The organism is Halomonas sp. JB37, from assembly GCF_002332255.1.
GTDB lineage: Bacteria > Pseudomonadota > Gammaproteobacteria > Pseudomonadales > Halomonadaceae > Vreelandella > Vreelandella casei.
Map to the genome: position 1 here is coordinate 667,997 of NZ_NRGW01000001.1, position 26,405 is coordinate 694,401.

19 protein-coding genes are annotated in these 26,405 nt (G+C 55.5%); 11 read left to right on the plus strand and 8 right to left on the minus strand.

All coding sequences use genetic code 11. The annotated features are described in order from the left end of the window. The first annotated feature begins 82 nt into the window (after positions 1–82). Together CIK78_RS03300 and CIK78_RS03305 are read left to right on the plus strand one after the other, a co-directional pair. On the plus strand, positions 83–2,407 hold the full coding sequence (locus CIK78_RS03300; protein WP_096277185.1) for an FdhF/YdeP family oxidoreductase: 2,325 nt from the start codon (positions 83–85) through the stop codon (positions 2,405–2,407). A 16-nt stretch (positions 2,408–2,423) separates the two neighbouring features. After that, positions 2,424–2,720, plus strand: a complete 297-nt coding sequence (locus CIK78_RS03305) for a MarR family transcriptional regulator (RefSeq protein ID WP_096277187.1) — start codon at positions 2,424–2,426, stop codon at positions 2,718–2,720. Between the two features lie 27 nt (positions 2,721–2,747). On the opposite strand, the gene dxs is transcribed toward CIK78_RS03305, so the two are convergent. The 3 genes from dxs to CIK78_RS03320 all read right to left on the minus strand — a co-directional run bounded on the left by dxs (position 2,748) and on the right by CIK78_RS03320 (position 5,910). Beyond that, a complete protein-coding gene (dxs, locus tag CIK78_RS03310; protein ID WP_096277190.1) occupies positions 2,748–4,658 on the minus strand; it encodes a 1-deoxy-D-xylulose-5-phosphate synthase in 1,911 nt (636 codons plus the stop codon). Between the two features lie 62 nt (positions 4,659–4,720). Continuing rightward, positions 4,721–5,614, minus strand: coding sequence for a farnesyl diphosphate synthase (locus CIK78_RS03315; protein WP_096277192.1), 894 nt, complete (start codon positions 5,612–5,614; stop codon positions 4,721–4,723). Further along, the gene (locus tag CIK78_RS03320) at positions 5,608–5,910 is read right to left on the minus strand and encodes an exodeoxyribonuclease VII small subunit (RefSeq protein WP_096277194.1); all 303 of its coding nucleotides are present in this window, start codon (positions 5,908–5,910) and stop codon (positions 5,608–5,610) included. Before CIK78_RS03320 ends, CIK78_RS03315 begins: the two co-directional genes overlap by 7 nt. A gap of 237 nt (positions 5,911–6,147) precedes the next feature. On the opposite strand from CIK78_RS03320, the gene serA reads away from it, so the two are divergent. Next, complete coding sequence (gene serA / locus CIK78_RS03325; RefSeq protein WP_096277196.1) at positions 6,148–7,392, plus strand: phosphoglycerate dehydrogenase; 1,245 nt, start codon at positions 6,148–6,150, stop codon at positions 7,390–7,392. A 72-nt stretch (positions 7,393–7,464) separates the two neighbouring features. On the opposite strand, the gene CIK78_RS03330 is transcribed toward serA, so the two are convergent. Next, positions 7,465–8,154: a pirin family protein gene (locus CIK78_RS03330; protein WP_096277198.1), complete on the minus strand. Its 690-nt coding sequence runs from the start codon at positions 8,152–8,154 to the stop codon at positions 7,465–7,467. A gap of 230 nt (positions 8,155–8,384) precedes the next feature. Between CIK78_RS03330 and CIK78_RS03335 the strand changes: the two genes are divergently transcribed. The 8 genes from CIK78_RS03335 to CIK78_RS03370 all read left to right on the plus strand — a co-directional run bounded on the left by CIK78_RS03335 (position 8,385) and on the right by CIK78_RS03370 (position 20,340). Then, positions 8,385–9,359: a rhodanese-related sulfurtransferase gene (locus tag CIK78_RS03335; RefSeq protein ID WP_096277201.1), complete on the plus strand. Its 975-nt coding sequence runs from the start codon at positions 8,385–8,387 to the stop codon at positions 9,357–9,359. Between the two features lie 65 nt (positions 9,360–9,424). After that, positions 9,425–10,240, plus strand: coding sequence for an enoyl-CoA hydratase (locus tag CIK78_RS03340; protein WP_096277203.1), 816 nt, complete (start codon positions 9,425–9,427; stop codon positions 10,238–10,240). A 228-nt stretch (positions 10,241–10,468) separates the two neighbouring features. Next, positions 10,469–11,290, plus strand: coding sequence for an IclR family transcriptional regulator C-terminal domain-containing protein (locus CIK78_RS03345; protein WP_096277205.1), 822 nt, complete (start codon positions 10,469–10,471; stop codon positions 11,288–11,290). Positions 11,291–11,322: 32 nt separating this feature from the next. Next, positions 11,323–11,754 (plus strand): YqaA family protein, encoded by a 432-nt coding sequence (locus CIK78_RS03350; RefSeq protein WP_096277207.1) that lies wholly within the window; start codon positions 11,323–11,325, stop codon positions 11,752–11,754. A 137-nt stretch (positions 11,755–11,891) separates the two neighbouring features. Then, a complete protein-coding gene (ybiO, locus tag CIK78_RS03355; protein ID WP_096277210.1) occupies positions 11,892–14,306 on the plus strand; it encodes a mechanosensitive channel protein in 2,415 nt (804 codons plus the stop codon). A 252-nt stretch (positions 14,307–14,558) separates the two neighbouring features. Then, a complete protein-coding gene (locus CIK78_RS03360; protein ID WP_096277212.1) occupies positions 14,559–15,812 on the plus strand; it encodes an aspartate aminotransferase family protein in 1,254 nt (417 codons plus the stop codon). After that, the gene (locus CIK78_RS03365; protein ID WP_096277214.1) at positions 15,809–18,955 is read left to right on the plus strand and encodes an FAD-binding and (Fe-S)-binding domain-containing protein; all 3,147 of its coding nucleotides are present in this window, start codon (positions 15,809–15,811) and stop codon (positions 18,953–18,955) included. Before CIK78_RS03360 ends, CIK78_RS03365 begins: the two co-directional genes overlap by 4 nt. Before the next feature lie 23 nt (positions 18,956–18,978). Beyond that, entirely contained in the window at positions 18,979–20,340 is a 1,362-nt protein-coding gene (locus CIK78_RS03370) for a VOC family protein (protein WP_096277216.1), read from the plus strand. 61 nt (positions 20,341–20,401) lie between these two features. Here CIK78_RS03370 and CIK78_RS03375 read toward each other — a convergent pair whose 3' ends face one another. The 4 genes from CIK78_RS03375 to CIK78_RS03390 all read right to left on the minus strand — a co-directional run bounded on the left by CIK78_RS03375 (position 20,402) and on the right by CIK78_RS03390 (position 26,354). Beyond that, positions 20,402–21,316 (minus strand): LysR substrate-binding domain-containing protein, encoded by a 915-nt coding sequence (locus CIK78_RS03375; RefSeq protein WP_096277218.1) that lies wholly within the window; start codon positions 21,314–21,316, stop codon positions 20,402–20,404. Between the two features lie 74 nt (positions 21,317–21,390). Then, positions 21,391–23,247, minus strand: a complete 1,857-nt coding sequence (locus CIK78_RS03380) for a TRAP transporter permease (RefSeq protein ID WP_255249116.1) — start codon at positions 23,245–23,247, stop codon at positions 21,391–21,393. Positions 23,248–23,403: 156 nt separating this feature from the next. Further along, complete coding sequence (locus CIK78_RS03385) at positions 23,404–24,399, minus strand: TAXI family TRAP transporter solute-binding subunit (protein WP_096277223.1); 996 nt, start codon at positions 24,397–24,399, stop codon at positions 23,404–23,406. Between the two features lie 398 nt (positions 24,400–24,797). Beyond that, positions 24,798–26,354 (minus strand): BCCT family transporter, encoded by a 1,557-nt coding sequence (locus tag CIK78_RS03390; protein ID WP_096277225.1) that lies wholly within the window; start codon positions 26,352–26,354, stop codon positions 24,798–24,800. Positions 26,355–26,405 lie beyond the last annotated feature (51 nt).

The following is a 26,405-nucleotide window of genomic DNA, read 5'->3' on the forward strand; positions in this document are numbered from 1 at the left end:
TTTTGGTCGAACGTAACGCACTATAAGGAAGCAGGCTAATGACTAATACGGCGCTTCCTTCCCTTCTTGATGGAGAAGCACGATGTCCTCGCCGAATCCGGATGCCCCAAAAAGCTCTAAGGTACACGATCCCAAGGTTTTTGAGTATCACAACCCGGCTGGGGGCTGGGGTGCGCTCAAGGCCGTGGGTAAGCATTTACTGCATAGTCGCGCCGTGGCGACCAATGCGCGGGCGCTGTTTAAGCTCAATCAGCCCGATGGGTTTGATTGCCCCGGCTGCGCCTGGGGTGACCCTGAGCACGGTTCTTCATTCGAGTTTTGTGAGAACGGCGTAAAAGCAGTGACGTGGGAGTCCACTTCCAAGCGAGTGACGCGGGATTTCTTTGCCAAGCACACCGTTAGCGAACTCAAAACCTGGGACGACTATCGTCTGGAAGATCAGGGGCGCCTGGTCGAGCCGATGCGCTACAACGCTGACACCGACCACTACGAGCCGGTTGCCTGGGACGCGGCGCTGGACCTGATGGCCGCAGAGCTTAAGGCGCTGCCCACGCCGAATGACGCTATCTTCTATACCTCCGGAAAGGCGAGTAACGAGTCGGCATACGTGTTCCAGCTGCTGGCGCGGCTTTATGGCACCAACAACCTTCCGGACTGTTCCAATATGTGCCATGAGGCGAGCGGCGTTGCCCTTGGCGCGGCGCTGGGGACTGGTAAGGGCAGCGTGCGGTTGGAGGATTTTGAGCAGGCCGAGGCGATTTTTGTATTTGGCCAGAACCCCGGCACCAACCACCCGCGTATGCTGGGTACGCTGCGTGAAGCCGCTGAACGTGGCGCCACCATCGTCAGCTTCAATCCGCTGCGCGAGCGGGGGCTTGAGAAGTTTGCCAACCCGCAAAAGCCGCTTGAAATGCTGCATAACGGCAGCCATGCCATCAGCACGCATTACTTTTGCCCTAAGCTGGGCGGCGATATGGCCGTGCTTCGCGGCATGGCTAAAGCGCTGTTTGAGCGTGATGGCGCCGGCGAACCCGTGCTGGACCATCAATTTATCGCTGAACATACCGTTGAACTTGACGCCTACCGCCGCGAAGTAGAGGCCACTGAGTGGGAAACGATTGAGGCTCAGGCGGGCTTAAGCCGAGCGGAAATCGAGCAGGCCGCGATGCTGTATTCCCGCTCCAACGCCACTATTATCTGCTGGGCGATGGGCATTACGCAGCACGTGCACTCGGTGCCCACCGTTCGTGAAATTGTTAACCTGCTGCTGCTTTGCGGAAACCTGGGTAAACCCGGCGCCGGTACCTCGCCGGTACGCGGGCACTCTAATGTGCAGGGCGACCGCACGATGGGTATTTTCGAAAAGCCCTCGGATGCACTGCTGGACGCCCTGGAAAGCCGTTACCAAAGACCCATGCCAAGAGCGTTTGGCGTTGATTCTGTGGCCGCCGTACAGACCATGCGTGATCAGCCGGGCAAGGTGTTTATTGGCCTAGCCGGTAATTTTACCCGCGCTATTTCCGACAGCCGCGTGACCGAAGCGGCGATGTCTCAATGCCGCTTAACGGCGTTTATTAGCACCAAGCTCAACCGCAGCCACTTAGTGACGGGTAAAGACGCGCTGATTCTGCCTTGTTTGGGGCGCACCGAGGTCGACCGCAGCGCAACAGGCAAGCCGCAGCTAATTACCGTGGAAGACTCTATGAGCATGGTGCACGGGTCGGCGGGCATTAATCGCCCGGTGGATAGCACGCTACCCTCTGAAATCACCATATTGACCGGCCTTGCCGAGCGCTTGCTGGGTAAGGATGTAGTTGACTGGGCCGCCATGCGTGACGACTACGACGTGATTCGCGAGCATATCGAAGCCGTTATTCCTGGCTTTAATGATTTTAATAAGCGCGTACGCGAGCCGCGTGGGTTTTGGTTGATGAATCCGGCCTTTGAGCTGCGCTTTCCTACCCAGAGCGGCAAGGCCGAGTTTTCTGATGCCAGGTTGCCTGAGCAGGTAATGCACCAGCAGATGACGGGCCGAGAAGGTGGTTGGCTAACCCTGCAAACCATGCGCTCCCACGATCAGTACAACACCACGATATACGGCTATAACGACCGCTATCGCGGCATTGAAAACGGCCGCCAGGTGATTTTCCTGAATACCAAGGATATTGATCGGCTGGGCTTTAAAGCAGGCCAGTGGGTGGATTTGATTGGCGAATCGGGCGATGGCATTACCCGCCGAGTGGATGGCTTTAAAGTCGTTGCTTACGCAACGCCCGAAGGCTGTGCCGCCGCTTACTACCCCGAAACCAATCCGCTGATCCCGCTGGATCATAAAGGCGATCAAAGCCATACCCCAGCCTCCAAGTCGATTGCTATTCGCCTGGAAGCCAGCGCCCGGATTGTCTGAGTAAGTGTCTGAGCCAATGGCGGAACTCGCGGAGGGTCAACACCTGCAGCGCGCACTCACTGCGCTGCAGGCCGCGTATCCCGAGCTCGACACCCTGGCCGCGCTGGTGCTGCTGGCGCTTGATGCGTCGCCGCCCTCTGAGAAGGGTGTTTCCAGCGCGCTATTAGCGAGACATTTGGATATTGAGCATGCGCTTATCCGCCGCGCCTGCGCCACGCTTGAAGAGGCGGGCTGGGTTCATACCCAGCCCGCCGGTGGGGCAAGCTCGGCACTGCGGGTGGTGTTGATTAAACCGCTTCTCGCGATGGGCTAAGTCAGCGGCTTAGGCACGCAGCGGTTGCTATGGTAGCCGCTGGCGAATGGCGGCTTCGATGCCCTCAACATCCAGGCCGCAGTCGTGCAGCAGCTGGTCGGGCGTGCCGTGCTCGATAAAGGTATCTGGTAGGCCGAGATTTAATACTTCTATCTGCACGCCTTCGGCATGCAGCAGCTCGTTAACCGCGCTGCCTGCGCCGCCAGCAACGACGTTCTCTTCCAGCGTAACCAGCAGTTCGTGTTCATCGGCGGCGTGAAGCACTGCATTGCGATCCAACGGTTTAATCGAGCGCATATTGATGTGCGTCGCGTTTAAGCGTTCGGCAATCTCGGCAGCAGGGCCGTTTAAGCTGCCAAAAGCGAGCAGCGCGATGCGTACGCCGTCGTTCGAAGACTGGCGGCGGGTTTCTGCTTTGCCAATCGCTAGAGGCTCAAGGTGCGTTGGAATATCGACACCCGGGCCGGTGCCGCGCGGGTAGCGTACGGCGGCAGGGCCGGGGTAGTGATAAGCAGCGCTGAGCATGGCGCGACACTCGGCTTCATCCGCCGGGGCGAGAATCACCATGCCCGGCACACAGCGTAAGAAGGAAAGGTCCATGCTGCCGTGATGCGTGGGGCCGTCTTCGCCTACCAGGCCCGCTCGATCAATCGCGAAGGTGACGTCCAGGTTTTGTACCGCCACATCGTGAATTAACTGATCATAGCCGCGCTGCAGAAAGGTCGAGTAAATGGCAACGACGGGCTTCATGCCTTCGCAGGCCATGCCCGCCGCTAGCGTTACGGCGTGCTGCTCGGCAATCGCGACATCGAAATAGCGCTCCGGGTACTGCTTAGAGAAGCGAATTAAGTCGGAGCCTTCACGCATCGCGGGGGTAATCGCCAGCAAACGCGAATCGTGAGCCGCCATATCGCAAAGCCAATCGCCGAACACGTTGCAGTACTTTTTCTTAACGACGCTTTTCGGTAGCGGTGTTTGCTTGAGCTCTGCGCTGGGCTTTTCGAGCTTGGTAATCGCATGATAGCCAATCTGATCCGCTTCAGCCGGTAAGAAACCTTTGCCTTTTACCGTTTTAATATGCAGAAACTGCGGCCCATCAAGGTCACGCAGGTTCTCAAGCGTCTCGGTGAGCGCGCCAAGGTCGTGGCCATCGATGGGGCCTACGTAGTTAAAGCCCATCTCTTCAAACAGCGTGGCGGGGCTGACCATGCCTTTCATGTGCTCTTCGGTGCGTCGGGCAAGTTCTAATGCGCCGGGCAGGTGTGAAAGCACTTTCTTGCTCTCTTCGCGAATCTTGAGATAGGGCTTACTGGAGAGTACCCGGGCGAGATAGGTGGCCATGCCGCCAACGTTCTCGGAAATCGACATTTCGTTGTCGTTGAGCACCACAAGCAGGTTGGCATTGACGTGACCTGCATGGGCAAGGGCTTCAAACGCCATGCCTGCCGTTAGTGCACCGTCACCAATAATTGCACAAACGCGCCGCTGGCTGCCCTGTGCTTTGGCGGCTAATGCCATGCCGAGCGCTGCTGAAATAGAGGTGCTGGAATGCCCCACGCCGAAGGTGTCGTACGCAGATTCAGCACGGCTAGGGAAAGCCGCTAAGCCGCCGTGCTGGCGGATGCTAAGCATCGTCTCACGACGACCGGTAAGAATTTTGTGCGGGTAGGCCTGATGGCCAACGTCCCACACCAAGCGGTCGTCCGGCGTATGGAAGGCGCGGTGCAGCGCAACGCTGAGCTCGACAACGCCAAGCCCGGCGCCAAAGTGGCCACCAGACACGCCTACGCTATACAGCAAATAGGCGCGCAGCTCGTCGGCCAACTGGGCGAGCTGATTCGCGTTCATGGCCCGCAGCGCAGCCGGGTGATCAAAAGAGTCGAGCAGCGGCGTTGCAGGGCGCTCACGGGGAATCTCGTCGAACAGCTTCATGGGCATGTTTTCATAGACATTATTTTCATAGACATCGTTTGCATAGACATTGTTTGCATAGACATTGTTTAGTGGTCGCGCTCGATCATGTAGTGGGCAAGATCGGCCAGCGGTGCAGCACGCTCCCCCAGTGGGGCAAGCGCGGCAATGGCTTCATCGATCAGGCTTTGCGCTTTACGCTGTGCGCCTTCTAACCCCAGTAGGCTGGGATAAGTGGGCTTGGCACGTGCGGCATCGGCGCCTGACGTTTTACCTAGGGTAGCGGTATCGCCGGTCACGTCCAGTATGTCGTCGTGAATCTGGAAGGCTAAACCAATGGCGGCGGCGTAGCGAGTCAGGGCGTTTAACCGCGGGTCGTCGTCAGCGACCGCCACAAGGCCGCCTAGGCGCACGGCGGCAACGATCAGGGCACCGGTTTTATGGGCATGCATGTGAGCCAGCGCATCGACATCCGGATGACCACCAACCGCGTCCAGATCCAGCGCTTGCCCTGCCACCATGCCATCGCGCCCTGAGGCGCCGGCAAGCGTATATACCAAATTACCAAGCCGCGGATGGGCTGTGCTGGACAGCACTTCAAATGCCAGCGCCTGCAGCGCATCCCCGGCTAAAATCGCGCTCGCCTCATCGAAGGCTTTATGCACGGTGGGCTGGCCGCGACGCAGGTCGTCATCGTCCATGGCGGGCAGGTCGTCATGAATCAACGAGTAGGCGTGAATCAGCTCAATCGCTGCGGCTGGGGCATCCAGCGCGTCGTCTTTTGCGCCTAGCGCGTGGCCCGCCATATACACCAGCAGTGGGCGCAGGCGTTTGCCGCCGGCTAGCAGGCCATGGCGCATGGCGGCCTCCAGCCGAGGAGCGACCGCCTGTCGATTATCAAACAGCGCCGCTAGGGTCGCATCTACACGGGCAGTGCTAGTACGGCGTAAAACGGCAAGCTGGCTAGACTGCGTGGCTACCATGGGGGCGTCTCCTTGCTGTCTTCCTCGGCGTCGTCCTTGAGATCGTTCTTAGCATCGTCAGGGCCAGCAAAGGGTGTCATGTTTAAGCGTCCTTCGCTGTCTTCACTGAGTGCCCGCACTTTAAGCTCAGCGGTATCCAGCCGCTGTTGAGCATCACGAGTTAATCGCACGCCCTGCTCAAACGCCGTCAGCGCATTTTCCAATGAGAGCTCGCCTGATTCTAGGCGTTCGACGATGGTTTCGAGTTGCTCAACCGTCGCGGCAAAATCCTGCGGAGATGATGTGGTGTCGCTCATTGGGGTGCCTGCAAGCCGATATTTTTAAATATAGGTACATAGTATACACCGACGCCTGGGGGGGGCGTCTGCCTTTCCATATACGCGAAAGGCGACGACTTGCGACAGATTCATCGTTAGCACGCACACTTTTCATCATCTTGAATCGGTCTGAATGAGGCGGGCTGTGCTAGGATATGGGCCTTCCGTGAACCGATACACGGCGCATGCCGCCGCCCATTAGAGGTTGATTCAGCCATGGCCAAAACGTCCCTGGACAAGAGCAAGATCAAGATCCTGCTACTCGAGGGCGTCCACCAAAGCGCGGTGGACAATTTTCACACATCAGGTTACGCCAGCATTGAGCACCTGCCGACGTCGCTGGATGAAGATGCGCTGATCGAAAAGATCCGTGATGTGCATTTCATCGGCATTCGCTCGAGGACGCAGCTGACTGAGCGCGTTTTCGAAGCGGCAGAGAAGCTGGTGGGCGTTGGCTGTTTCTGTATCGGCACCAACCAGGTCGATTTGACGGCAGCGCTGAAGCGCGGCATCGCGGTGTTCAATGCCCCGTACTCCAATACACGCTCCGTGGCTGAACTGGTGCTGGCAGAGGCAATTATGCTGCTGCGCGGTATTCCTGAGAAAAATGCTCGCGCCCACCAGGGCGGCTGGCTGAAATCAGCGAAAAATTCTCACGAAGCCCGTGGTAAAACGCTGGGTATCGTTGGCTACGGCAGTATCGGTGCGCAGCTCTCTGTGCTGGCCGAATCGCTTGGCTTTAACGTTATTTTTTATGACGTCATTGCTAAACTGGGCATGGGTAATGCCAGCCAAGTGGGCAGCCTTGAAGAGCTGCTGGGTCGTGCGGATGTGGTCAGCTTACACGTGCCCGATCTTGCCTCAACCCGCTGGATGATCGGCGCGAAAGAGATTGCGGCCATGAAGCAAGGCGCGATCTTTATCAATGCTGCGCGCGGCAGCGTGGTGGAAATCGAACCGCTGGCGGATGCGATTAAAGCGGGCAAACTGAACGGTGCGGCGATTGACGTCTTCCCGGTGGAGCCGAAAGGTAACAACGAGGAGTTCCAAAGTCCGCTGCGTGGTCTAGAAAACGTAATTTTGACGCCGCACGTGGGCGGTTCAACCCTGGAAGCTCAGGAGAACATCGGCATTGAAGTGTCAGAAAAACTGATTACGTATTCTGATAACGGCACCACCGTGACCTCGGTTAACTTCCCTGAAGTGGCGCTGCCTGCACACCCAGACAAGCACCGCCTGCTGCATATTCATGACAACGTACCGGGCGTGCTGTCGCAGATTAACCGTGTGTTGTCTGAAAATGGCATCAACATCTCCGGCCAGTATCTGCAGACCAATGAGAAAGTCGGCTATGTGGTTATTGATGTCGATAAAGCCTACGGCCCTCAAGCGCTGGAAGCATTGAAGCAGGTAGATCACACGCTAAAAATTCGTGCGCTCTACTCGTCTCACAACAGCTAGCGCTTAGCAGTAAAAGCCGCCGCATAAAAAACGGCGCCTCTTTTGAGGCGCCGTTTTGGTTGGTGCAGGCTATTAAGCTAGGTCAAACAGCAGCACTTCGCCCGCTTCTTTACCGGTGAGGGTAATCATCTCTTCCGGCTGAAAAGCGGCTGCGTCGCCTGCGCCGAGCGTTTCACCGTTAATTTCCATGGTGCCGTTAACAACATGCAGCCAGGCATGACGGGTGGGTGGTGTAGTCGTGCTTTCCCCTGCCGCGAACAGCCCTGCGTAAAGGTTAACATCCTGGTTAATGCCCACAGACCCATCGCGGCCTTCTTCAGATGCCACCAGACGCCACTTTCCCTGCCGCTCAGCCGGCGTGAAGGCTTTCTGCTCGTAGCTGGGAGCAATGCCCAGCTGTTTTGGCTCAATCCATATCTGCAGAAAATGCAGATCGGATTGCTCAGAATGGTTGAACTCGCTGTGCTGCACGCCGGTGCCTGCCGACATGCGCTGCACGTCGCCTGGGCGCATCACTTCACCGTTGCCCATATTGTCTTTGTGCTCCATTTCCCCTTCCAGCACGTAGGAGATAATCTCCATGTCCCGGTGGGAGTGAGCGCCAAAACCATGGCCGCCCGTCACGCGGTCTTCATTGATAACGCGCAGGGCACGAAATCCCATGTGCTTTGGATCAACGTAGTTGGCGAAGGAAAAGGTATGGTAAGAGCGTAGCCAGCCGTGGTCAGCGTAGCCGCGCTCATTGGCTCGACGAATAATCATGGTTTACTCCCTAGAATGCGTGGGGTGGAATAGCCCCAATATACGCTTCGTTGGAGCGGCGTGGGGTGAAGGTTTCAGTACGATCTCGTCGAATAAATCGATGGGTTGAACTCGCCGTTTAATCCCCCGGCTAATGCATCCAAGATTCAAGCGAGCAGCGCTTTAGGGTAGAATGTGCGCGATTATTCACCCGGTCCGCCCTTTGCGAGGGCGACTACCAGGAGCTTCACATGTCAGTAGCCACCACAATCTCCAGTACGCCCCCCAGTCCCATGCCGCCCACCGTGGTCGCGGCGCTGTATAAATTTGTTACTTTGAACGACTTTGAAGCACTGCGTGATCCGCTGCACCAAACAATGCTGGATAACGGCGTGACGGGCACCTTGCTGCTTGCTAAAGAAGGCATTAACGGCACGGTGGCGGGCAGCCGTACCGGCATTGATGCGCTGCTTAGCTGGCTGACTGCCGACTCGCGCCTGGCTGACATTGATCATAAAGAGTCTTACTGCGATGAAACGCCGTTCTATCGCACTAAGGTGAAACTTAAAAAAGAGATCGTGACGCTAGGCGTGCCGGATATTGACCCCAACGACACCGTTGGCACCTACGTTGAGCCAGAAGACTGGAACGCCGTTATTGCCGACCCGGAAGTGTTGGTGATCGATACGCGCAATGACTATGAAGTGGCCATCGGCAGCTTTGAGCGCGCGATAGACCCGAAGACCACGACCTTTCGGGAATTCCCTGAGTATGTGCGCGAGCACTACGACCCCGAAAAGCATAAAAAAGTGGCCATGTTCTGCACCGGCGGTATTCGTTGCGAAAAAGCCTCGAGCTTTATGCTAAAAGAAGGCTTTGAAGAGGTTTATCACCTAAAGGGCGGCGTGCTGAACTACCTGGAGAAAGTCCCGGAAGAGCAGTCGCTGTGGCGCGGCGAGTGCTTTGTGTTCGATAACCGCGTCACGGTACGCCACGATTTAAGCAAAGGTGAGTTTGAGCAGTGCCACGCCTGCCGTATGCCGATCTCTGCCGACGACATGCAGTCTTCTGCCTTTGAGCCCGGCATTAGCTGCCCCCACTGTATTGATTCGCTGCCCGAGAAAACCCGCGCCGCTGCGCGCGAACGCCAGCGGCAGATTGAGCTTGCCAAGTCTCGTGGCGAGCCCCACCCCTTAGGGCGCGACACGCGCAAAATGAAGAAGTAGCGACCAATACGCGCGCCTTGTGCGCTAGACTGATGGGCCATGTGCTACTCAAATTGGAGTTCATCATGCCCATCATCTCTACCGGCTCATCGTCTGCAGGTGCCTCTGCCTCCCTTCTGCAACGCAGCGACCATTTAGGCGTCACAACGCTAACCATGCGCGCGCCTGAGCGTTTTAATGCGCTCTCTGAAGCCATGCTGCAAGCCTTTCAGCACGCGTTAGCCGAGATTGCCGACGATAGCAGCGTACGCTGTGTTGTGATCGCCGCAGAAGGTAAGGCCTTTTGTGCCGGGCATGATTTAAAGCAGATGCGCGCCAACCCCACTAAAGCTTACTACCAAGCGCTGTTTACCCGCTGTAGCGAGGTAATGCAGGCCATTGTTAACCTGCCTGTGCCGGTGATTGCTAAGGTCCAGGGCATTGCCACTGCTGCTGGCTGTCAACTGGTGGCGAGCTGCGATTTGGCGGTCGCTGCGCGCAGCGCTCGGTTTGCCGTGTCGGGCATTAGTGTGGGGCTATTTTGCTCTACGCCCGCCGTGGCACTGTCACGCAACGTGGCGCGTAAACGCGCCATGGAAATGCTGCTCACCGGCGAGTTTATCAGCGCCGAGCAGGCGGCCGAGTGGGGGCTGATTAACCGAGTGGCCGAAGATGACGCGTTGGATGAAGCTCTTGCGGCATTGACCACGAGCATTTGTGCTAAAAGCACCGTGGCGGTGCGTACCGGCAAAGCAATGTTTGCTCGTCAGCTTGCCATGCCACTTGATGAGGCTTATGCGTTTGCGGGTGAAACGATGGCCTGTAATATGCTGGCCGAGGATGTGGGCGAAGGCATTGATGCGTTTATCGGCAAGCGGCCACCGCAGTGGCAGCATCGTTAACGTTACGCTGCTGCTTTAGTGGAATTCGTTTCCGTAAACGCGACAGCGGTCACATTGGCACGTTATCCTGATGCCCTGTTTATGTTTAGAAATGTATGTTTAGAAATAGTGTTTTCAGGAACGGTATTGTCAGAAATGCTGTTTTCAGGGACGGCGTCTTCAGGAAAGGCGCTTTTAAGATAGTCTTTTAAAGTCGTTTTTTAAGAGAGCCTTTTAGGAGAGAGCCCGGTGAGTGAAGCCAAACGCAGGACGGTCGGTCGTCCGGCGAGTACCGCCAAAGCCAGCGGGGGCCATAGCCAGTCGCTAGTACGTGGCTTAACGCTGATGGAGCATCTCGCGGCCAGCCCGCTAGGCTTAGCGCTGTCAGAAGTAGCAGAGATGGCTGAGCTTGCGCCCTCGACGACCCATCGGCTGCTACAGGCGCTACAAAGCCAAGGCTTTGTGACGCAAGAAAATGAGCAAGGTCTGTGGCGGATCGATGTCAAAACCTTCCGTATCGGCAACAGCTTTTTGGAAGCGCGCGACGTAGTAGCGACCAGCCGACCATTTTTGCGTCGGCTAACGGCCGAAACGGCCGAAACCGCTAACGTGGGCATTCGCGATGGGGCAACGGCCGTATTTCTTGCCCAGCACGAGTCGCCTCAGATGATGCGCATGATTACTCGCCTGGGCTCGCGTGCGCCGCTGCACGCCTCGGGTGTGGGTAAAGCGCTGCTGGCGTGGATGCCCGATGATGAGCGCCTGCAACTGCTGGAACAAGGCGAGCTTGTACGAGTAACGACCAATACGCTCTATCAGCCCGACACGCTGCAAGCGGAGATGGCGAAAATTCGCGCGCAGGGCTTTGCCTGTGACCGCGAGGAGCATGCCATTGGCCTGCACTGTGTGGCTGCCTGTGTGTTTGATGAACACGGCACACCGATGGCGGCGATATCCGTTTCAGGCCCGATGGCAAGGATTCCCGAAACGCGTTTGCTGACCTTGGGCGAACTGGTTCGTCAAACCGCCGATGAAATTACCCAGCAGCTGGGCGGGCAAGTGCCGCGCTAGCGTAGGCATACCGAGGCTATGGTTGCACAACGATACTGAGCCTGTTTTTTGTCGCCTTGGTGAGCGCTACGCTGTTACCCGGTGGGTCTGAGGTGTGGCTAGCACGGCTTTGGTGCGTGGGTGAGCCTACGCTTGCTCTGTGGTGCGTGGCGACGATGGGCAATACGCTGGGCAGCATGATCAACGTTGCGATGGGGCGCTATGCTCGCCGGTTTCAAGACCGCCGCTGGTTTCCGGCATCGCCACGTAGCCTGGCGCGTGCCGAGGGTTGGTATCATCGGTTTGGTGAAATGAGTCTACTGGTGTCATGGGCGCCGATTATCGGTGATCCGCTCACGGTTCTCGCCGGCGTGTTTCGGCTGCCCTGGTGGCGGGCGTTAGCATGGATTGTGGTTGCCAAGGGTGCTCGTTACGCCCTGGTGCTGCTATTGGCGAATCAATGGCTGGCACCGTACTGTCAGTGAAACACCTTGTTAATCAAGTCGTGTTACCCTGTACAGCTTTATAATCGGCTGAAGTTGTCAGTGTCGGTAATATCGGTTGCGTAACACGCTGCAGCCGTTAGATTGAAAAGAATACTCACCCAAAAGGAGGTTAAGGTGTGAAGCCACTTCGTTTATTACCCTGGCTAGGTGTCTGGCTGCTGGCAATGATTGCCTTAATGGCTACCCCAGCAATGGCGCAGGGCACGCCTAGTGAATCGGCCAATGCCGATAGTTCAGCCTCATCTGCGCAGGCAGAGCCTACCTCCTACGAGGCATTGGCGGGTCTTTTAGAGAACGAGCAGTCGCGACAAGAGCTGATTGATATGCTGCGCAATCAAGCCTCAGCGCTGCCCGCTGATATTGCCACTGAACTATCGCCTGAAGCCGCCGCAGAAGGTAGCCAGCTGGCGCCGGAAGATGTATCCCTGCCGCGGCAGTTGGCGGAGCTTACCAGCCGCGTGGTGAGTGATGTGGGTGGGCAGTTTGAGCAAGTGGCGAGCATCTTGGGAGGCCTGTTTTCGGGGCAAGGGGCCGATAGCGTCTTTGATGTGGCAGCCTTCACCAGCGCAGCGATCAATCTGGGCATCGTGATTGTCGCGACATTTGCAATGTTTATTATTTTCAGGCGGTTAGCAAAGCCGCTGTTTACTAAGATAAGCGGTTGGTCGCTCAATGGCAGCAACTTAACACCGGTATTGCGCTTAATTGGCTGCGTGGTGATTGCCGCGGTTATCGATGTGCTGCTGATTGCCCTTGCCTATGTGGGCGGCAATTTGTTGGCCACTTTTGCGGTAGGTGAAACCGGTGAACTTTCCACTCGCGCTTCACTGTTTTTAAATGCTTTCCTAATTATCGAATTGCTTAAAGCCGCAGTGCGGATGCTGTTCTCTTCGCGCTATGAAGGGCTGCGCCTGCTGCCTATTTCGGCCCAGGAAGCATCCTACTGGAACCGCTGGCTGGCTCGTCTGATTGGCATCGTTGGTTACGGCCTAATGGTCGTGGTGCCGCTGGTGAACTTCTATCTGGCCGCATCGCTTGGTCAGGCTGTCGGTACGCTGATCATGTTAATGGCGTTCATTTACGCCGTCGGCTTTGTGTTTAAAAACCGTGTGCGCGTGCGTAATAATCTTAACGCGACCGCATCGAGAACAACGATGACGGCCAGCCGTGTCTCACTGCAGCTGTTTGCACGCACCTGGCATCTATTCGCACTGTTTTACTTCCTGATGGTGTTTGTACTGACGTTAACTCGCCCTGGCGATGCGTTGCCGTTTGTTATGTTCGCCACGCTGAAGACGTTAGCAGCCGTTGTGATCGGGCTATTGGTATCCACTTTCCTGACGCAGACGATTGGCCGCCGCATCACGCTGTCAGACGATCTGCGTCGTAAACTGCCGCTGCTTGAAACGCGGCTAAACAGCTATGTGCCTAATGCGCTGCGCGTGCTGCGCACGATCATTTTGGTCGTGGTCATCATGCTGGTGCTGAACGCCTGGGGCGCCTTTAATTTAGCCGCCTGGTACGCCTCTGAGCGTGGCGCGAACTTAGTCGGTAACCTAACCGGCGTTGCCGTTATTTTGATTGTTTCACTCGCTGTTTGGCTGTGCTTGGCAAGCTTGATTGAGCACAAACTCAACCCGGAAACGGGCATGGGTGAGCCTTCTGCACGAGCGAAAACGCTGCTCAGCCTGTTCCGTAATGCGCTGGCCATTGCCATGGTGACCATTACCGGCATGATTGTGCTGTCGGAAATTGGCATCAATATTGGCCCGCTAATTGCCGGTGCCGGTGTGCTCGGTTTGGCGATTGGTTTTGGCGCCCAGAAGCTCGTTCAAGACGTGATTACAGGCGTGTTTATCCAGGTCGAAAACGCAATGAATACCGGCGATGTCGTCACCGTGGGTGGCGTTACCGGCACCGCTGAAAAGCTTAGCATCCGCTCTGTAGGGATCCGTGATCTTTCGGGTACCTATCACATTGTGCCGTTCTCAAGCGTCGACACCGTCTCTAACTATATGCGTGAGTTTGGTAATCACGTTGGCGAGTACGGCATTGCGTACCGTGAAAGCATTGACGGCGCCATTGAGCAGCTCAAACTTGCCTTTGAAGATCTCAAAGCCAGCGAGGAGCATAGCCATAAGCTGTTGGCCGATATGACGGTGGCAGGCGTAGTCGCCTTGGCAGACAGCTCCGTGAACATCCGCGTGGTGATTAAAACCACGCCGGGCGATCAGTGGGGCGTTGGCCGTGCCTACAACCGTTTGGTCAAGCTGCGCTTTGATGAGGCGGGTATCGAGATTCCGTTCCCGCATACGACGCTCTACTTCGGGCAAGATAAAACCGGCTCTGCGCCGCCCGCGAACTTACGGGTTATGCAGCAAGCCTTTACGATTGATGGTAGCCCCGCTGGGCAGCCTAAAACCGGTGATCTCTCCACGACGGATGACCGGTTTGACCCTCGCAGCCGTCAATCAGCCCCTGAAACGATTGAGCATGAAAAGCCTGACCATGATGATGTGGATGAAACCTAATCCGTTGTTATCTTAACTCTCAGTGAGGCCGCCTACGGGCGGCCTCACTGCGTTATAGTCAGCGTGCTTTCTTTGCTTGCGCTTCATTCCTTGGCCGCGATTGTTTGCTTTGAGCGTTTCATCGACTGTCGCTTCATCCGACATGCATTCCAGTTTGGCATGCATTGAGCGTTTTTTTTCGTTTGTGATCTACCGCTTGAATTTGCTTTGATAAGGGCATTAATCCTTGAATGACAGAGAGAAGCAACGGCGATGGATCTTCCCCATGTAAGTGCCGCGTTGGGCGTACTACACCCTATTTGTATTGCTCGCGGACGAAATGCTGAGGTTTGGGATGAATCCGGCCTGCGCTATATCGATTTTATCGGTGGCATTGGCGTGCTTAATCTTGGTCATAGCCATCCGGCCGTTGTTGATGCCGTTAAACATCAAGTAGAAACGTTGATGCACTCTGCGTTTAATGCCGTGCCTCATCGTGGCTATTTAGCAGTAGCGGAAGCATTAAATCAGTTTGTCCCGGTTTCTTACCCGCTTTCCTGCATGCTGACCAATAGCGGTGCAGAAGCCACTGAAAACGCGCTAAAAGTTGCCCGAGGCGTTACCGGCCGACAGGCGGTTATCGCCTTTGATGACGCCTTTCATGGTCGTACGCTGGCTGCTTTGAACCTGAATGGCAAGGTTAAACCTTATAAATCTGGACTTGGCGCCTTACCCGGCCCGGTCTATCACCTGCCGTTTCCAAGTCGCGATAGTGGTGTGACTGCCGAGCAGTCGCTGGCCGCGCTGGAGCGCATATTCGAGGTTGAAATACCTGCCGATGAAGTGGCCTGCATCATTGTTGAGCCCATTCAAGGCGAGGGCGGTTTCCGTTTGCTCTGCCCGCAGTTTGCTCAAGCCATGCGCGATATTTGTAATCAGCACAACATCTTATTGATTTTCGATGAAATTCAGTCTGGTTTTGGGCGTAGCGGTAAACGCTTTGGTTTCACGCATGTGGGCGTTGAGCCTGATCTGATCTTAATAGGTAAAAGCATCGCCTCTGGGCTGCCGCTGGCCGCTGTCGTAGGACGGGCCGAATTGATGGATGCGTTACCCAAAGGCGCTTTGGGAGGAACATACTCCGGTAACGCTGTGGCATGCGCAGCAGCATTGGCCGTGATGGACGTTATGCAAGAAGCCACTTTGGCAGAGTGGGGTGCACGTCAAGAAACGCTAATGGTGGAGGCCTACCAAGCATGGCAATCAAGCGGGCGCTTTCCTATGCTGGGGGTCATGACCGGCGTTGGCTCAATGCGTGGCATCGTCTTTAACGATACACCAAATGCCAGCGGAGCTGAGCATTTGGCAGCGCTACTAACAGCAGGACGCAGGGCCGGTATTCTGCTGATGCCGAGCGGGCGAAAACGCAATATTCTGCGCTTATTGCCGCCCCTCACCACTGAGCCGGAAATCTTAAAAGAAGGCTTAAATCTTATTGAGCAAGCGCTGGAAACGCTAAGCGCATGATTGCAGCAGAAGCCGGTGAACGTATTAATGCGTTATACGCACGCTTTTTACAAGCGCTCAGAATACGCGGCTTCGACGGCGAAATTGCCCCTGACTATGCCAGCCGCACGGTGCTGTCCACCGATAATTCGATTTACCAGCGTCTGCCTCAGGCGGTGGTGTTTCCCCGTCATTCACAAGATCTTGAGCGCTTGACCAAGTTAGCCGCTGAAATGCTTTACCGCGAGGTGGTGTTAACGCCCCGCGGCGGCGGCACCGGTACCAACGGCCAATCGCTGACCGATGGTATCGTGGTGGATGTCTCCCGACATATGAATCAAATCCTGGAGATTGACGTAGAGCGCCGACAGGTACGGGTGCAAGCCGGCGTGGTCAAAGACCAGTTGAATGTGGCACTCAAGCCTCACGGGCTTTTTTTTGCGCCAGAGCTTTCGACCTCAAACCGGGCAACGATCGGCGGCATGATCTCAACCGATGCCAGCGGGCAGGGTAGCTGCACCTACGGCAAGACCCGCGATCATGTGCTGGCACTGGATACCGTGCTGCTGGGCGGCCATCACTTGCATAGCCATGTGCTTAGTGCCGACGATGAACATCAAGCCTGCCAGCAGGCAGGAATTCTGGGGGAGGTGCACCGGACGTCCGCGTTGATTATCGATCAGCAGCGGTCCTTGATTGAGGCGACGTTTCCACCGCTGAATCGCTGTCTGACCGGTTATGACCTTGCGCACCTACGCGATGATCAGGGTCAGCTTAACTTGAACAGCGTGCTGTGCGGCTCTGAAGGCTCGCTGGGCTTTGTTAACGAAGCCGTGCTCAACGTGCTGCCTATCCCCAGCCACGTGACGTTGATCAATATACGTTACGCCGGCTTTATGGATGCCCTGTGTGATGCTAAGGCGCTCATGGCTTCGACGACGCCTGGACGCATGGCAATTCAGCCTATCTCGATTGAGACAATCGACGATACGGTGCTCCAACTGGCTATGGCGGATTTTGTTTGGGACAGCGTGGCTGAATTTTTCCCTGATCCCGGCGACATGCCGGTTCGGGGTATTAATCTGGTTGAGTTCAGCGATGATGATCCGCAAGTTTTGGCCGAGCGGGTCGCCGCTTTTATACGCTATTTAGAGCAGGACGAGACAGTCGTGCGGCTGGGCTATAGCTTGGCCGAAGGCCGTGAGCAGATCAGTGCCGTCTATGGAATGCGAAAACGTGCGGTGGGCCTGCTGGGTAATGTGCAAGGTGAAAGACGACCACTACCTTTTGTGGAAGATACTGCCGTACCGCCTGAGTACTTAGCGGACTATATTGGTGAATTTCGCGCGGCGCTGGATGCCCGTGGACTTGCTTATGGAATGTTCGGCCACGTCGATGCTGGTGTACTCCATGTGCGCCCAGCGCTGGATATGAAAGACCCCGCCCAGGAAGCGTTGATTCGAGAGATTTCCGATGAGGTCGCCGTGCTAACGCAAAAGTACGGCGGGTTGCTGTGGGGCGAACACGGCAAGGGTGTGCGCTCTGAGTATGCGCCAGCCTTCTTCGGTGCGCTGTATCCGAGCTTGCAGCACCTCAAAGCCGCCTTTGATCCACACAACCAGTTAAACCCCGGTAAGATTGCTTCTCCACGTGCTTTTTCCTCCGTGCTGACAGTTAGCCCCAAGCCTGCCCTCATTGCTACAACTCGCGACCCCAATTTGCTCACGATTGACGGCGTCATTACGCGAGGCCAGCTGGATCGTACGATTGACGAGCGCGCTTGGCAGGCTTACGACGCTGCGGTGTATTGCAATGGTAATGGCGCTTGCTACAACTATGATCTTGATGACCCCATGTGCCCTTCGTGGAAAGCCACGCGCGACCGTGTTCACTCGCCTAAAGGACGCGCGAGCCTAATGCGAGAATGGCTACGTTTACAGTCGCAGGCTGGCGTTGACGTGGTTGAAGAATCTCGCCAGATTAGTGATCAGCGATTGGATGGCGCGCTAAAGCGCTTCCCTCAGCGGGTTATCAATACGCTTAGCCGTCAGCGGCACCACGACTACTCCCACGAGGTGTACGATGCCATGGCAGGCTGTCTGGCGTGCAAATCCTGCGCCGGCCAGTGCCCAGTCAAGGTCAACGTGCCGCAGTTTCGGTCGCAGTTTCTGGAGGTGTATCACGGTCGTTATCTACGTCCGCTCCGCGATTACTTAATTGGCAATACCGAGCAAATGCTGCCGATGCTTGCCCGGGCAGCCCCGTTATATAACGCGTTGATGCGCCAGCGCTGGCTTGAGCGACTGATGCGCCGAACGCTGGGAGTGAGCGACTCTCCGCAACTTTCTCGCGGCAGTGTTAAAAAGCAGTTACGCGCCTGGGGAGTGGCGGCTGCTACGCCCACCTCGCTTAGCCTACTAACCGAAGCGCAGCGCGCAAATAGTGTGATCCTAGTGCAGGATGCGTTCACCACACACTTTGAAGTCAAGCTGGTGATGGACGTGGTGGAGTTGCTAACACGACTCGAATTGCGAGTATTTGTAGTGCCCTATGCTGCTAATGGAAAACCGCAACACGTACAGGGCTTTCTAGGTGCCTTCAAACGTACGGCAGAAAAGCAGGCTAAGCGGCTGCGGATGCTGGCTGAGTTTGGGGTGCCGATAGTAGGAATCGACCCAGCCATGACGCTGACCTACCGGCAAGAGTATGTAAAAGCGCTAGGCCCGCAGGCTGCCCCGGACGTCGGCCTGCTTCAGGAGTGGCTAGTCGCACGGCTTGATAGCCTAGCTTTGCCCTTGCGCCCACTCACCCATCCTGGTTTTAAGCTATTGTCCCACTGCACGGAAAAAACCAATGTCCCGGGCAGTCCCAAAGCATGGCAGCAGGTATTTGAGGCCTTTGGCCTGCAGCTTGCACTAATCAATACCGGCTGTTGCGGCATGTCGGGCACCTACGGACATGAAACCCGCAACGTGGCCACGTCGAAAACGATTTACGCCCAATCCTGGCAGCCTCAAGTGGAGGCTAACGATAGCGTGAATACATTGCTGGCCACCGGGTACTCCTGTCGCAGCCAGGTAAAACGGTTTTCAGATCATATATTGCAGCATCCCCTTCAAGCGCTGTTAGCGCAACTGAAGGCGAGCACTCCCTTTTCACCGTAACAATACACATAGAGAGCCGTGAAATGACTCAGACCCCTTTTTTAGCCACCAATGACGTGCGCGACCGTTTCTCCACTGCCATGTCAGCGATGTACCAAAAGGAAGTGCCCCAGTACGGCACGCTGTTGGAACTGGTGGAGCAGGTTAACCAAGAGACGCTGAATCAGCAGCCTGAGCTGCGCCGCCGCTTGGAAGCCCAGGGAGAGCTGGCGCGACTGAGCGTAGAGCGCCACGGGGCAATTCGCGTAGGTTCCGCCGATGAATTATCCATGTTGCGCCGCCTGTTTGCGGTGATGGGGATGTACCCAGTCGGCTATTATGATTTGTCCGCAGCGGGCGTGCCGGTACACTCGACGGCTTTTCGCCCTATCGAAGATGAGGCGCTGGCGTGCAATCCTTTTCGCGTGTTTACCTCGCTGCTGCGCCTAGAGCTTATTGAAAGCGAGACGCTGCGCCAGCGTGCTGAAGAGATTCTGACTAAGCGGGATATTTTCACACCTAAAGCGCGCGATTTGATCAAGCGCTTTGAGACGCAAGGCGGATTAACCAGCGACGAGGCCGATCAGTTTGTTAATGAAGCCCTAGAAACGTTCCGCTGGCACCAGGATGCCACGGTAGATCTAGACACCTACCAGGCGCTGCATGACGAGCACCGTCTCATTGCCGATGTAGTGTGTTTTCGTGGCCCGCACATCAACCATTTAACGCCGCGTACCCTGGATATTGACGAAGCTCAGCGCCGTATGCCGAGCGTCGGCATGAATCCTAAAGCCGTGATCGAAGGCCCGCCGCGTCGTGAAAGCCCCATCTTGCTGCGGCAAACGAGTTTTAAAGCGTTAGAAGAATCTATTCGCTTTGCTGGGGATGCTCAGGGTACGCATACCGCGCGATTTGGCGAGATCGAGCAGCGAGGCATGGCGCTTACGCCTAAAGGTCGTGCGCTTTACGATCAGCTGTTAAATGAAGGCCGTAAGCAGACGGCAGGGCTGGATAACGATGCCCACCAAGCGGTGATGGATAAAGTATTTACAGCGCTGCCTGACAGTGATGAAGCGATGCGCCGCGAAGGACTCGCCTACTTCCACTACCACCTCACCGCTGCCGGAAAAGCCGCGACAGGCAATACCAATAGCGATATGGATGCCCTGATAGCACAAGGATTGGTAGAGGCCCAGCCCATTACCTATGAAGACTTTTTACCGGTCAGCGCGGCGGGTATTTTTCAATCCAATTTGGGCGGCAACGCCAGCGATGCCTATGCTGGCAACGCCAATAGAGAGGCATTTGAAGAAGCATTAGGGGCGCCGGTGACGGATGAGCTGGCGCTTTATGCCGAGCGGGAGCAGGCCTCTCTGCAGCGCATATTGGCAGCGCTAGCGGGCTAATTCACTTTGCCTTGATGATGGGACATCCCTTAGGCTGCCTTAAACGGGCGGCCTGAGTTGTCTATAAACGGCTCTCAATGGCTGTGGTCACAGCGGCACTTGCCGTTAGGTGTTCGACAAACCGGCGAACTTTAGCCAGCTCGCCTAAGTGCTCGGGGTAGACCAAGTAATACGCGCTTTCGCTATGCAAACGATGCGGCCAGGCCAGTATAAGCCGGTTGGCGGCCAGCTCTTCATCTACCACAAAGTGTGGTACCAACGCGACGCCACCCCCGGCCATGGCGGTACGCACCAGCATCGGGAAAGTTTCAAAGCGGGTGCCATGATAGCTGCGGTCAGTGGCAATCTCCTGGCCCGCAAACCAGTGGTGCCAGGCATCAGGGCGAGTGGAAAGGTGCAATAGCGGCAGTTGAGCTAAGTCGTTGGCAGCCTCAACGGGATGCTGCGCCAGCAGAGTAGGAGCGGCAACGGCGACCATCTCTTCATCTACCAGTTTATGGCAGGCAAGATTAGGCCAGCTGCCGTGACCGTAAAACAGCGCGATATCGATATCTTGCTGCTCTAGATCAAAGTCCTCCACGCGGTCATGAAACTCCAAACTAATACCCGGGTTCGCGGCTAAAAAGGCCGGTAGCTTGTCGGCTAGCCAGCGGCTGCCAAAGCTTGGCAGCGTGGCGACTTTGAGTACCTCACTATTGCCACTGTAGGTCATGATGGTATGGGTCGACATCTCAAGCTGAGCAAGCACTTTGCGTACGTCGCTCAGAAAGATAGCGCCTTCTGGAGTGAGCAAAAGGCTGCGCCTGACGCGACGGAATAGCTTATGTTGCAGAATCGACTCAAGATGCGCGACCTGCTTGCTTACCGCGCTTTGCGTAAGGCTCAGCTCATCGGCTGCCCGGGTAAAACTCATATGACGCGCCGCAGCCTCAAAGCACTGCATAGCGGCGGTTGAAGGAAGATTACGTGATGCCAAGCGAGGAGCTCCTGATAACCTATGAACCGCCCCAGTGCCTGAGCACCGGGGCGATGTAATGAGTTGATCATAGCTCATGAAGCGAGCGGCTTCGCGTCCTGAAAAGCATCCGGGCGGCGCGACTGCCACCAGCCAACTGCCGCCATGGCTATCAATCCCAGGCCGCTGGTCAATAGCTCAGGAACAACCATCGCAAGTCCTGCGGCCAAGATTACCAAGCGCTCCCAGAAGTGAGAGTCACGCACAAAGTAGCCGAGCAATGCGCTGCTCACGCCCATAATCCCCAGCAGCGAGAATCCCAGCGCGGTGATTAACCCCAGAGGAGTGGGGTCGACCATTACCAGCATCGGATTGTAAATAAACGCATAAGGAATAATGAAGGCACCAATGGCCAGCTTAACCGCGGTAAAGCCGGTTTTCATCGGGTTCGCCTGGGCGATACCGGCACCGGCAAAGGCGGCTAGGCAAACGGGCGGCGTAATATCGGCAATGATGCCGAAATAGAATACAAACAGATGAACGGCCATCGGCGGCAGGCCGAATTCATTGATTAGCGCTGGTGCGGCAATCGTCGCTGTTACCACATAGTTGGCGGTTGTTGGCAATCCCATGCCCAGCACAATGCAGGCAATCATTGTGAACAGTAGTGCCAGTATTAACACGCCATCGGCCAGGCTAATGATACCGGCAGCAAATTTCGAGCCCATACCGGTCATACCGACAACACCCGCAATAATGCCCGCACAGGCCACTGCCGCAATGACTGGCAAGGCTACCCGAGCACCTTGCTCAAAAATATTGAGTATGTCTTTGAGCGATGGACGAGTCTCTTTACGCACCAAGCTTACGGCAAAAGCACAGCCGATCCCCAAGAGGGCGGCACGCTGAGCCGTGAACCCGACGCTGATCGTGGTAATGATGACCAGCAGTGGCAGCAGCATGTAGCCTTTTTCTAACAGCAGTTTACGTTTGCTAGGCAACTGGTCTTTAGGAAGGCCCAGAATACGATGACGCTTGGCTTCAAAATGGACGCCAATAAAAATACTGGCGAAATAGAGAATCGCAGGGATAAGTGCGGCGAACATGATCTCGCGATACGAGACGCCCACGTACTCCACCATGATAAACGCAGCTGCCCCCATCAGTGGCGGCATAATTTGTCCGCCCGTAGATGCGGAGGCCTCAATGGCACCAGCGACTTCGGGCTTGAAGCGTGCATTCTTCATCATAGGAATGGTGAACGAGCCAGAGGCCACTGTATTGCCAATAGAACTGCCTGAAATCATACCCTGTAAAGAGCTTGCCATAACCGCCGCCTTGCCCGCACCGCCAGTAAAGCGTCCAGTAACGGCAAAGGCTAAATCATTAAAGAAGCGGCCAACGCCGGTGTGCATAAGCACAACGCCGAAGAACAAAAATAGGAAGATAAAGCGCGCCGATATTTGCAGAGGTGTACCAAACACGCCGCTTTCTCTAAACCATAAATACGGTGAGACTTGCTCAAGCGAAAAGCCTGGATGAGACAGTAAGGGGCTGGGTATTAGATTACCAAACAGCGCATAAGCAATGGCTAAGGCCGCCATAATTACGATGGGCATACCCACCGTACGGCGCGTTGCTTCTAGAACAAACAGTACCCCGAGTACGGCGATAACGAGGTCAAACGTGGAGTAGCCGGTAATGCGGGCACGTAGCACTTCTTCATAAAAGATAATTTTATAATAGGCAGCGAACGTTGCCGTGAAGGCCAGCACGATGTCGTACCAAGGAACGCCCTGGCGGGGGCCTGCGCCGCGAGTAGCCGGGAAGATAATAAATATCATCCCTAGCGCCATGCCTAAGTGAACGGCGCCCTGCTGTTGTGAGGGTAGCGTACCGAAGTAAGCGGTGTAGAGATGGAAGCAGGTAAGTGACACGCCCATTAACGTGATGAGCCATGCCCATTTGCCTAATTGTAATGGCGAGCGAACCTGAGACTCGCGGTCATATTTCTCTAAGAGAGCTGCTTCATCAGATGTTTTTTTTTATCCACGGTTAAGCCTCATGCGGATGACGCCGCTGGTTTACCCAGCGGCGATAAGGAGTTGTTAATCAGTCAGATCACTTAAGCTTTCAATCTTGGAGCGTTCGCGAGTAACAATTTGGATAACTTCTGGATAGATATGGCCGATAAAGGCAACGTTGCCGATTGGACCACCTTCGAACTCGCCGCTGCCTTCAACGGCATCTTGGGCGGGCGCGTGAACGGTCATACCCAAATCCATCGTATTGTCGCGGATACTGACAAGGTTCTCGATGGAGGCACCGGTTTCGATGTTGGTAAAATTCTGGCCATCCAGGTAACGATTCCAGATAGTCGCCATTTCGCCACCCAGCGGGTAGTAGGTGCCGCCCTGGCTGCCGGTACCCAGAATGAATTCACTTTTGGATTCTATATTGCCAAGCTCTGCCACGGGGTTATCGACCGTCAGCCCCTGCTCCTCATAGTAGCGCTTTGCACCCGGGTGAATTGGTAGGCCTTCAGAGCCGTTCAAGGCATTTTCCAGCGTCATGAAGGCTGACTGAGCGTGCGTATTTTCTTCAGCGTGTTCATGCATCAAACGCGCCAGCTCATAGCCGAGTTCTTCATCAATCGTCTGGGTATTACCGACCAAGACAGCGTAAGCCGTAATGGTTTCTACATCTTCTTTCTGAAAATCATAGCTGCCTGCGGGAATCGTAAACCGCTTATAGGCGCTATTCGCTTCGATGTAATCAATTGCCTCGTCGCTTAGGCTCATCAAGCGGACATCGCCACTAGACGCCTGGAGGTTTTCAATGCTGCCTGAAGGCAAGCCAAGAATGCCGATCGAAATATCAATATTGCCATCTTGTACACCGTCGAGCGCGGCGCCAAAGCCTTCCTGATATGTTTTGTATTTGTCGCTGCCAATACCGTAAGCATCAAAAAGCAGTTGGGAAACGCTTTGCGTTGTGCTAGCAGGAGGCCCAACCGCAATATTAGGCTTGCTTTCGCTACTACATCCCGCGAGGAAAATGCTGGCACTTAAGCCACAGAAGACCTTGGACAGGGAAAGCTTCATGTTAACTCCTGCTAATAAGATTATTTGTAATGGTTCAGTGCCGCTCATTGCGGTGTCGAGCCTTCGGTGCATTGACCAAAGGTGGTTAAACGAAAGCGCGAGCGGAAAATTGACTGGCTATTGTTCACGTACGAAGGGCGGCAGACAAAAGAAATTAAGTTGCGTATGCATTCCTATTTTTCATGATTCTATCGGGCGCTGTTTCCCAGTCGCTTGAAATATTGATCACATGCGCTAGTTTTTATCGCTAAAGCTTTTATTAATCAGCTGGTTATTTTTATTGAGGTGGTTGGGCTGCGCAAGGTTATCATTACGACAGTGTATTCGGTGAGGGAATGCATAGCCTCTAATGAAGCTATGCCAAACGCCACTCCCGTGATTAGCCGCAATAGGGTTGATTAACGGTCAATAATCCCCTGCTCACGCGCCATGGCATACGCCGCTTTAGGGCCATCCCATAAAGAAGGCAGCAGGATGAATGAGACCGGAATGGCAGTGACCACAATAAACTGCTGGAGCGCAGCGATCTGCCCTGACCCCATATGTAAAAGCACGCCCGCCATGATCGCCATGGCGACCCCCCAGAAGGCACGCATGACTGCACTTGGGTCATCGTGGCCTGCACCCACGACGGCAATGGCGTAGCTCATTGAGTCGCCGGTGGTGGCCACAAAGATAGTTGTAAGCAGCAAAATGGCCATGGTCATAAAGGACCCGCCCGGTAGCGACTGGGCGACGGCTAAGGTGGCCACATCAAACTGGAAGTTGCTTAGCGGCTCGGTTAAATCAAACACGCCGGTCATCTGGTAGTAGATACCTGACCCACCCAGCAGGGTGAACCACACTGTGGTGGCGATAGGCGCCAGTATCGCCACCGCAATAATCATCTCGCGGATGCTGCGACCGCGGGAAATACGCGCCACAAAAATAGCTACTAGCGGGCCAAAGCCGATAAACCAGGCAAAGAAAAATATCGTCCACCACTGCATCCACCAAGCGGGAGCGGTTTCAGCGGTCATCGTTGCCATCGGGAAAAAATCACTTATGTAAGTGCCCATTCCTGCAAAGTAGCTGTTAAACAGAAACAGCGTGGGGCCAAATATGAAAATCACCGCACCGACCGCCAGGGCTAGAAAGACGTTGAAACGGCTGAGTATCTGCATGCCCTTATGCACACCACTGACGGCCGACAGCACATACATCGTGCCCAGGACGGCGAGAATAATCAGCTTGCTGGTGTAGTTATTGGGAATATCAAACACTTCATGTAGCCCAAAGCTTACTTGGGTCGCTAGAAAGCCAATAGGCCCCACCGTACCGGCCACAACGGCAATCACACAGCAGGCATCAATGATGCCGCCCAGCGGGCCGCGCAAAAGTCGTTCACCCAACAGAGGATAAAGCAGCGTGCGTGGCTGCAGCGGTTGGCCTTTTACATAGTGAGCATGCGCCAGCACGATAGCGGACAACGAGCCAAGTACCGCCCAGCCAATAAACCCCCAATGCGTGAAGGCCTGCGCCAAAGCACCTGCAACGGCGTCGGGCGTGCCTGGCTCAGTATCAAACGCGGGTGGCGTGACTAAAAAGTGAGAAATCGGCTCACCGGCAGCAAAAAACACTCCACCACCTGCCAAAAGCGTGCACAGAATGATCGATAGCCACTTGAATGTGCTCATTTCTGGTGCATCCAAATTGCCAATTTTGGCTTTTGCAGCCGGTGTGACTGCAATCCCCATGGCAATAAAGAACGTGAGCAGCAGCAGTAGTTGGAAGTAGCTGCCAAAGACCAACGCCGTCCAGCTGAAGCTGGTGCTGATGGCACCCGCCACTAAGTTAATGTCGTAAAAGGACAGGCCTAGGAAAGCGACAATAAATCCAATACTTAGGGTGAGCACGATAGGATCGCCAAGCGAGTGTCGCTTATGGCTTTCAGCACCGGGAGTCGGTTGGTTCATCAATAAGAACACCTTGGGTGGAACATGAAGAAACAGCGCAAATGCGGAAAG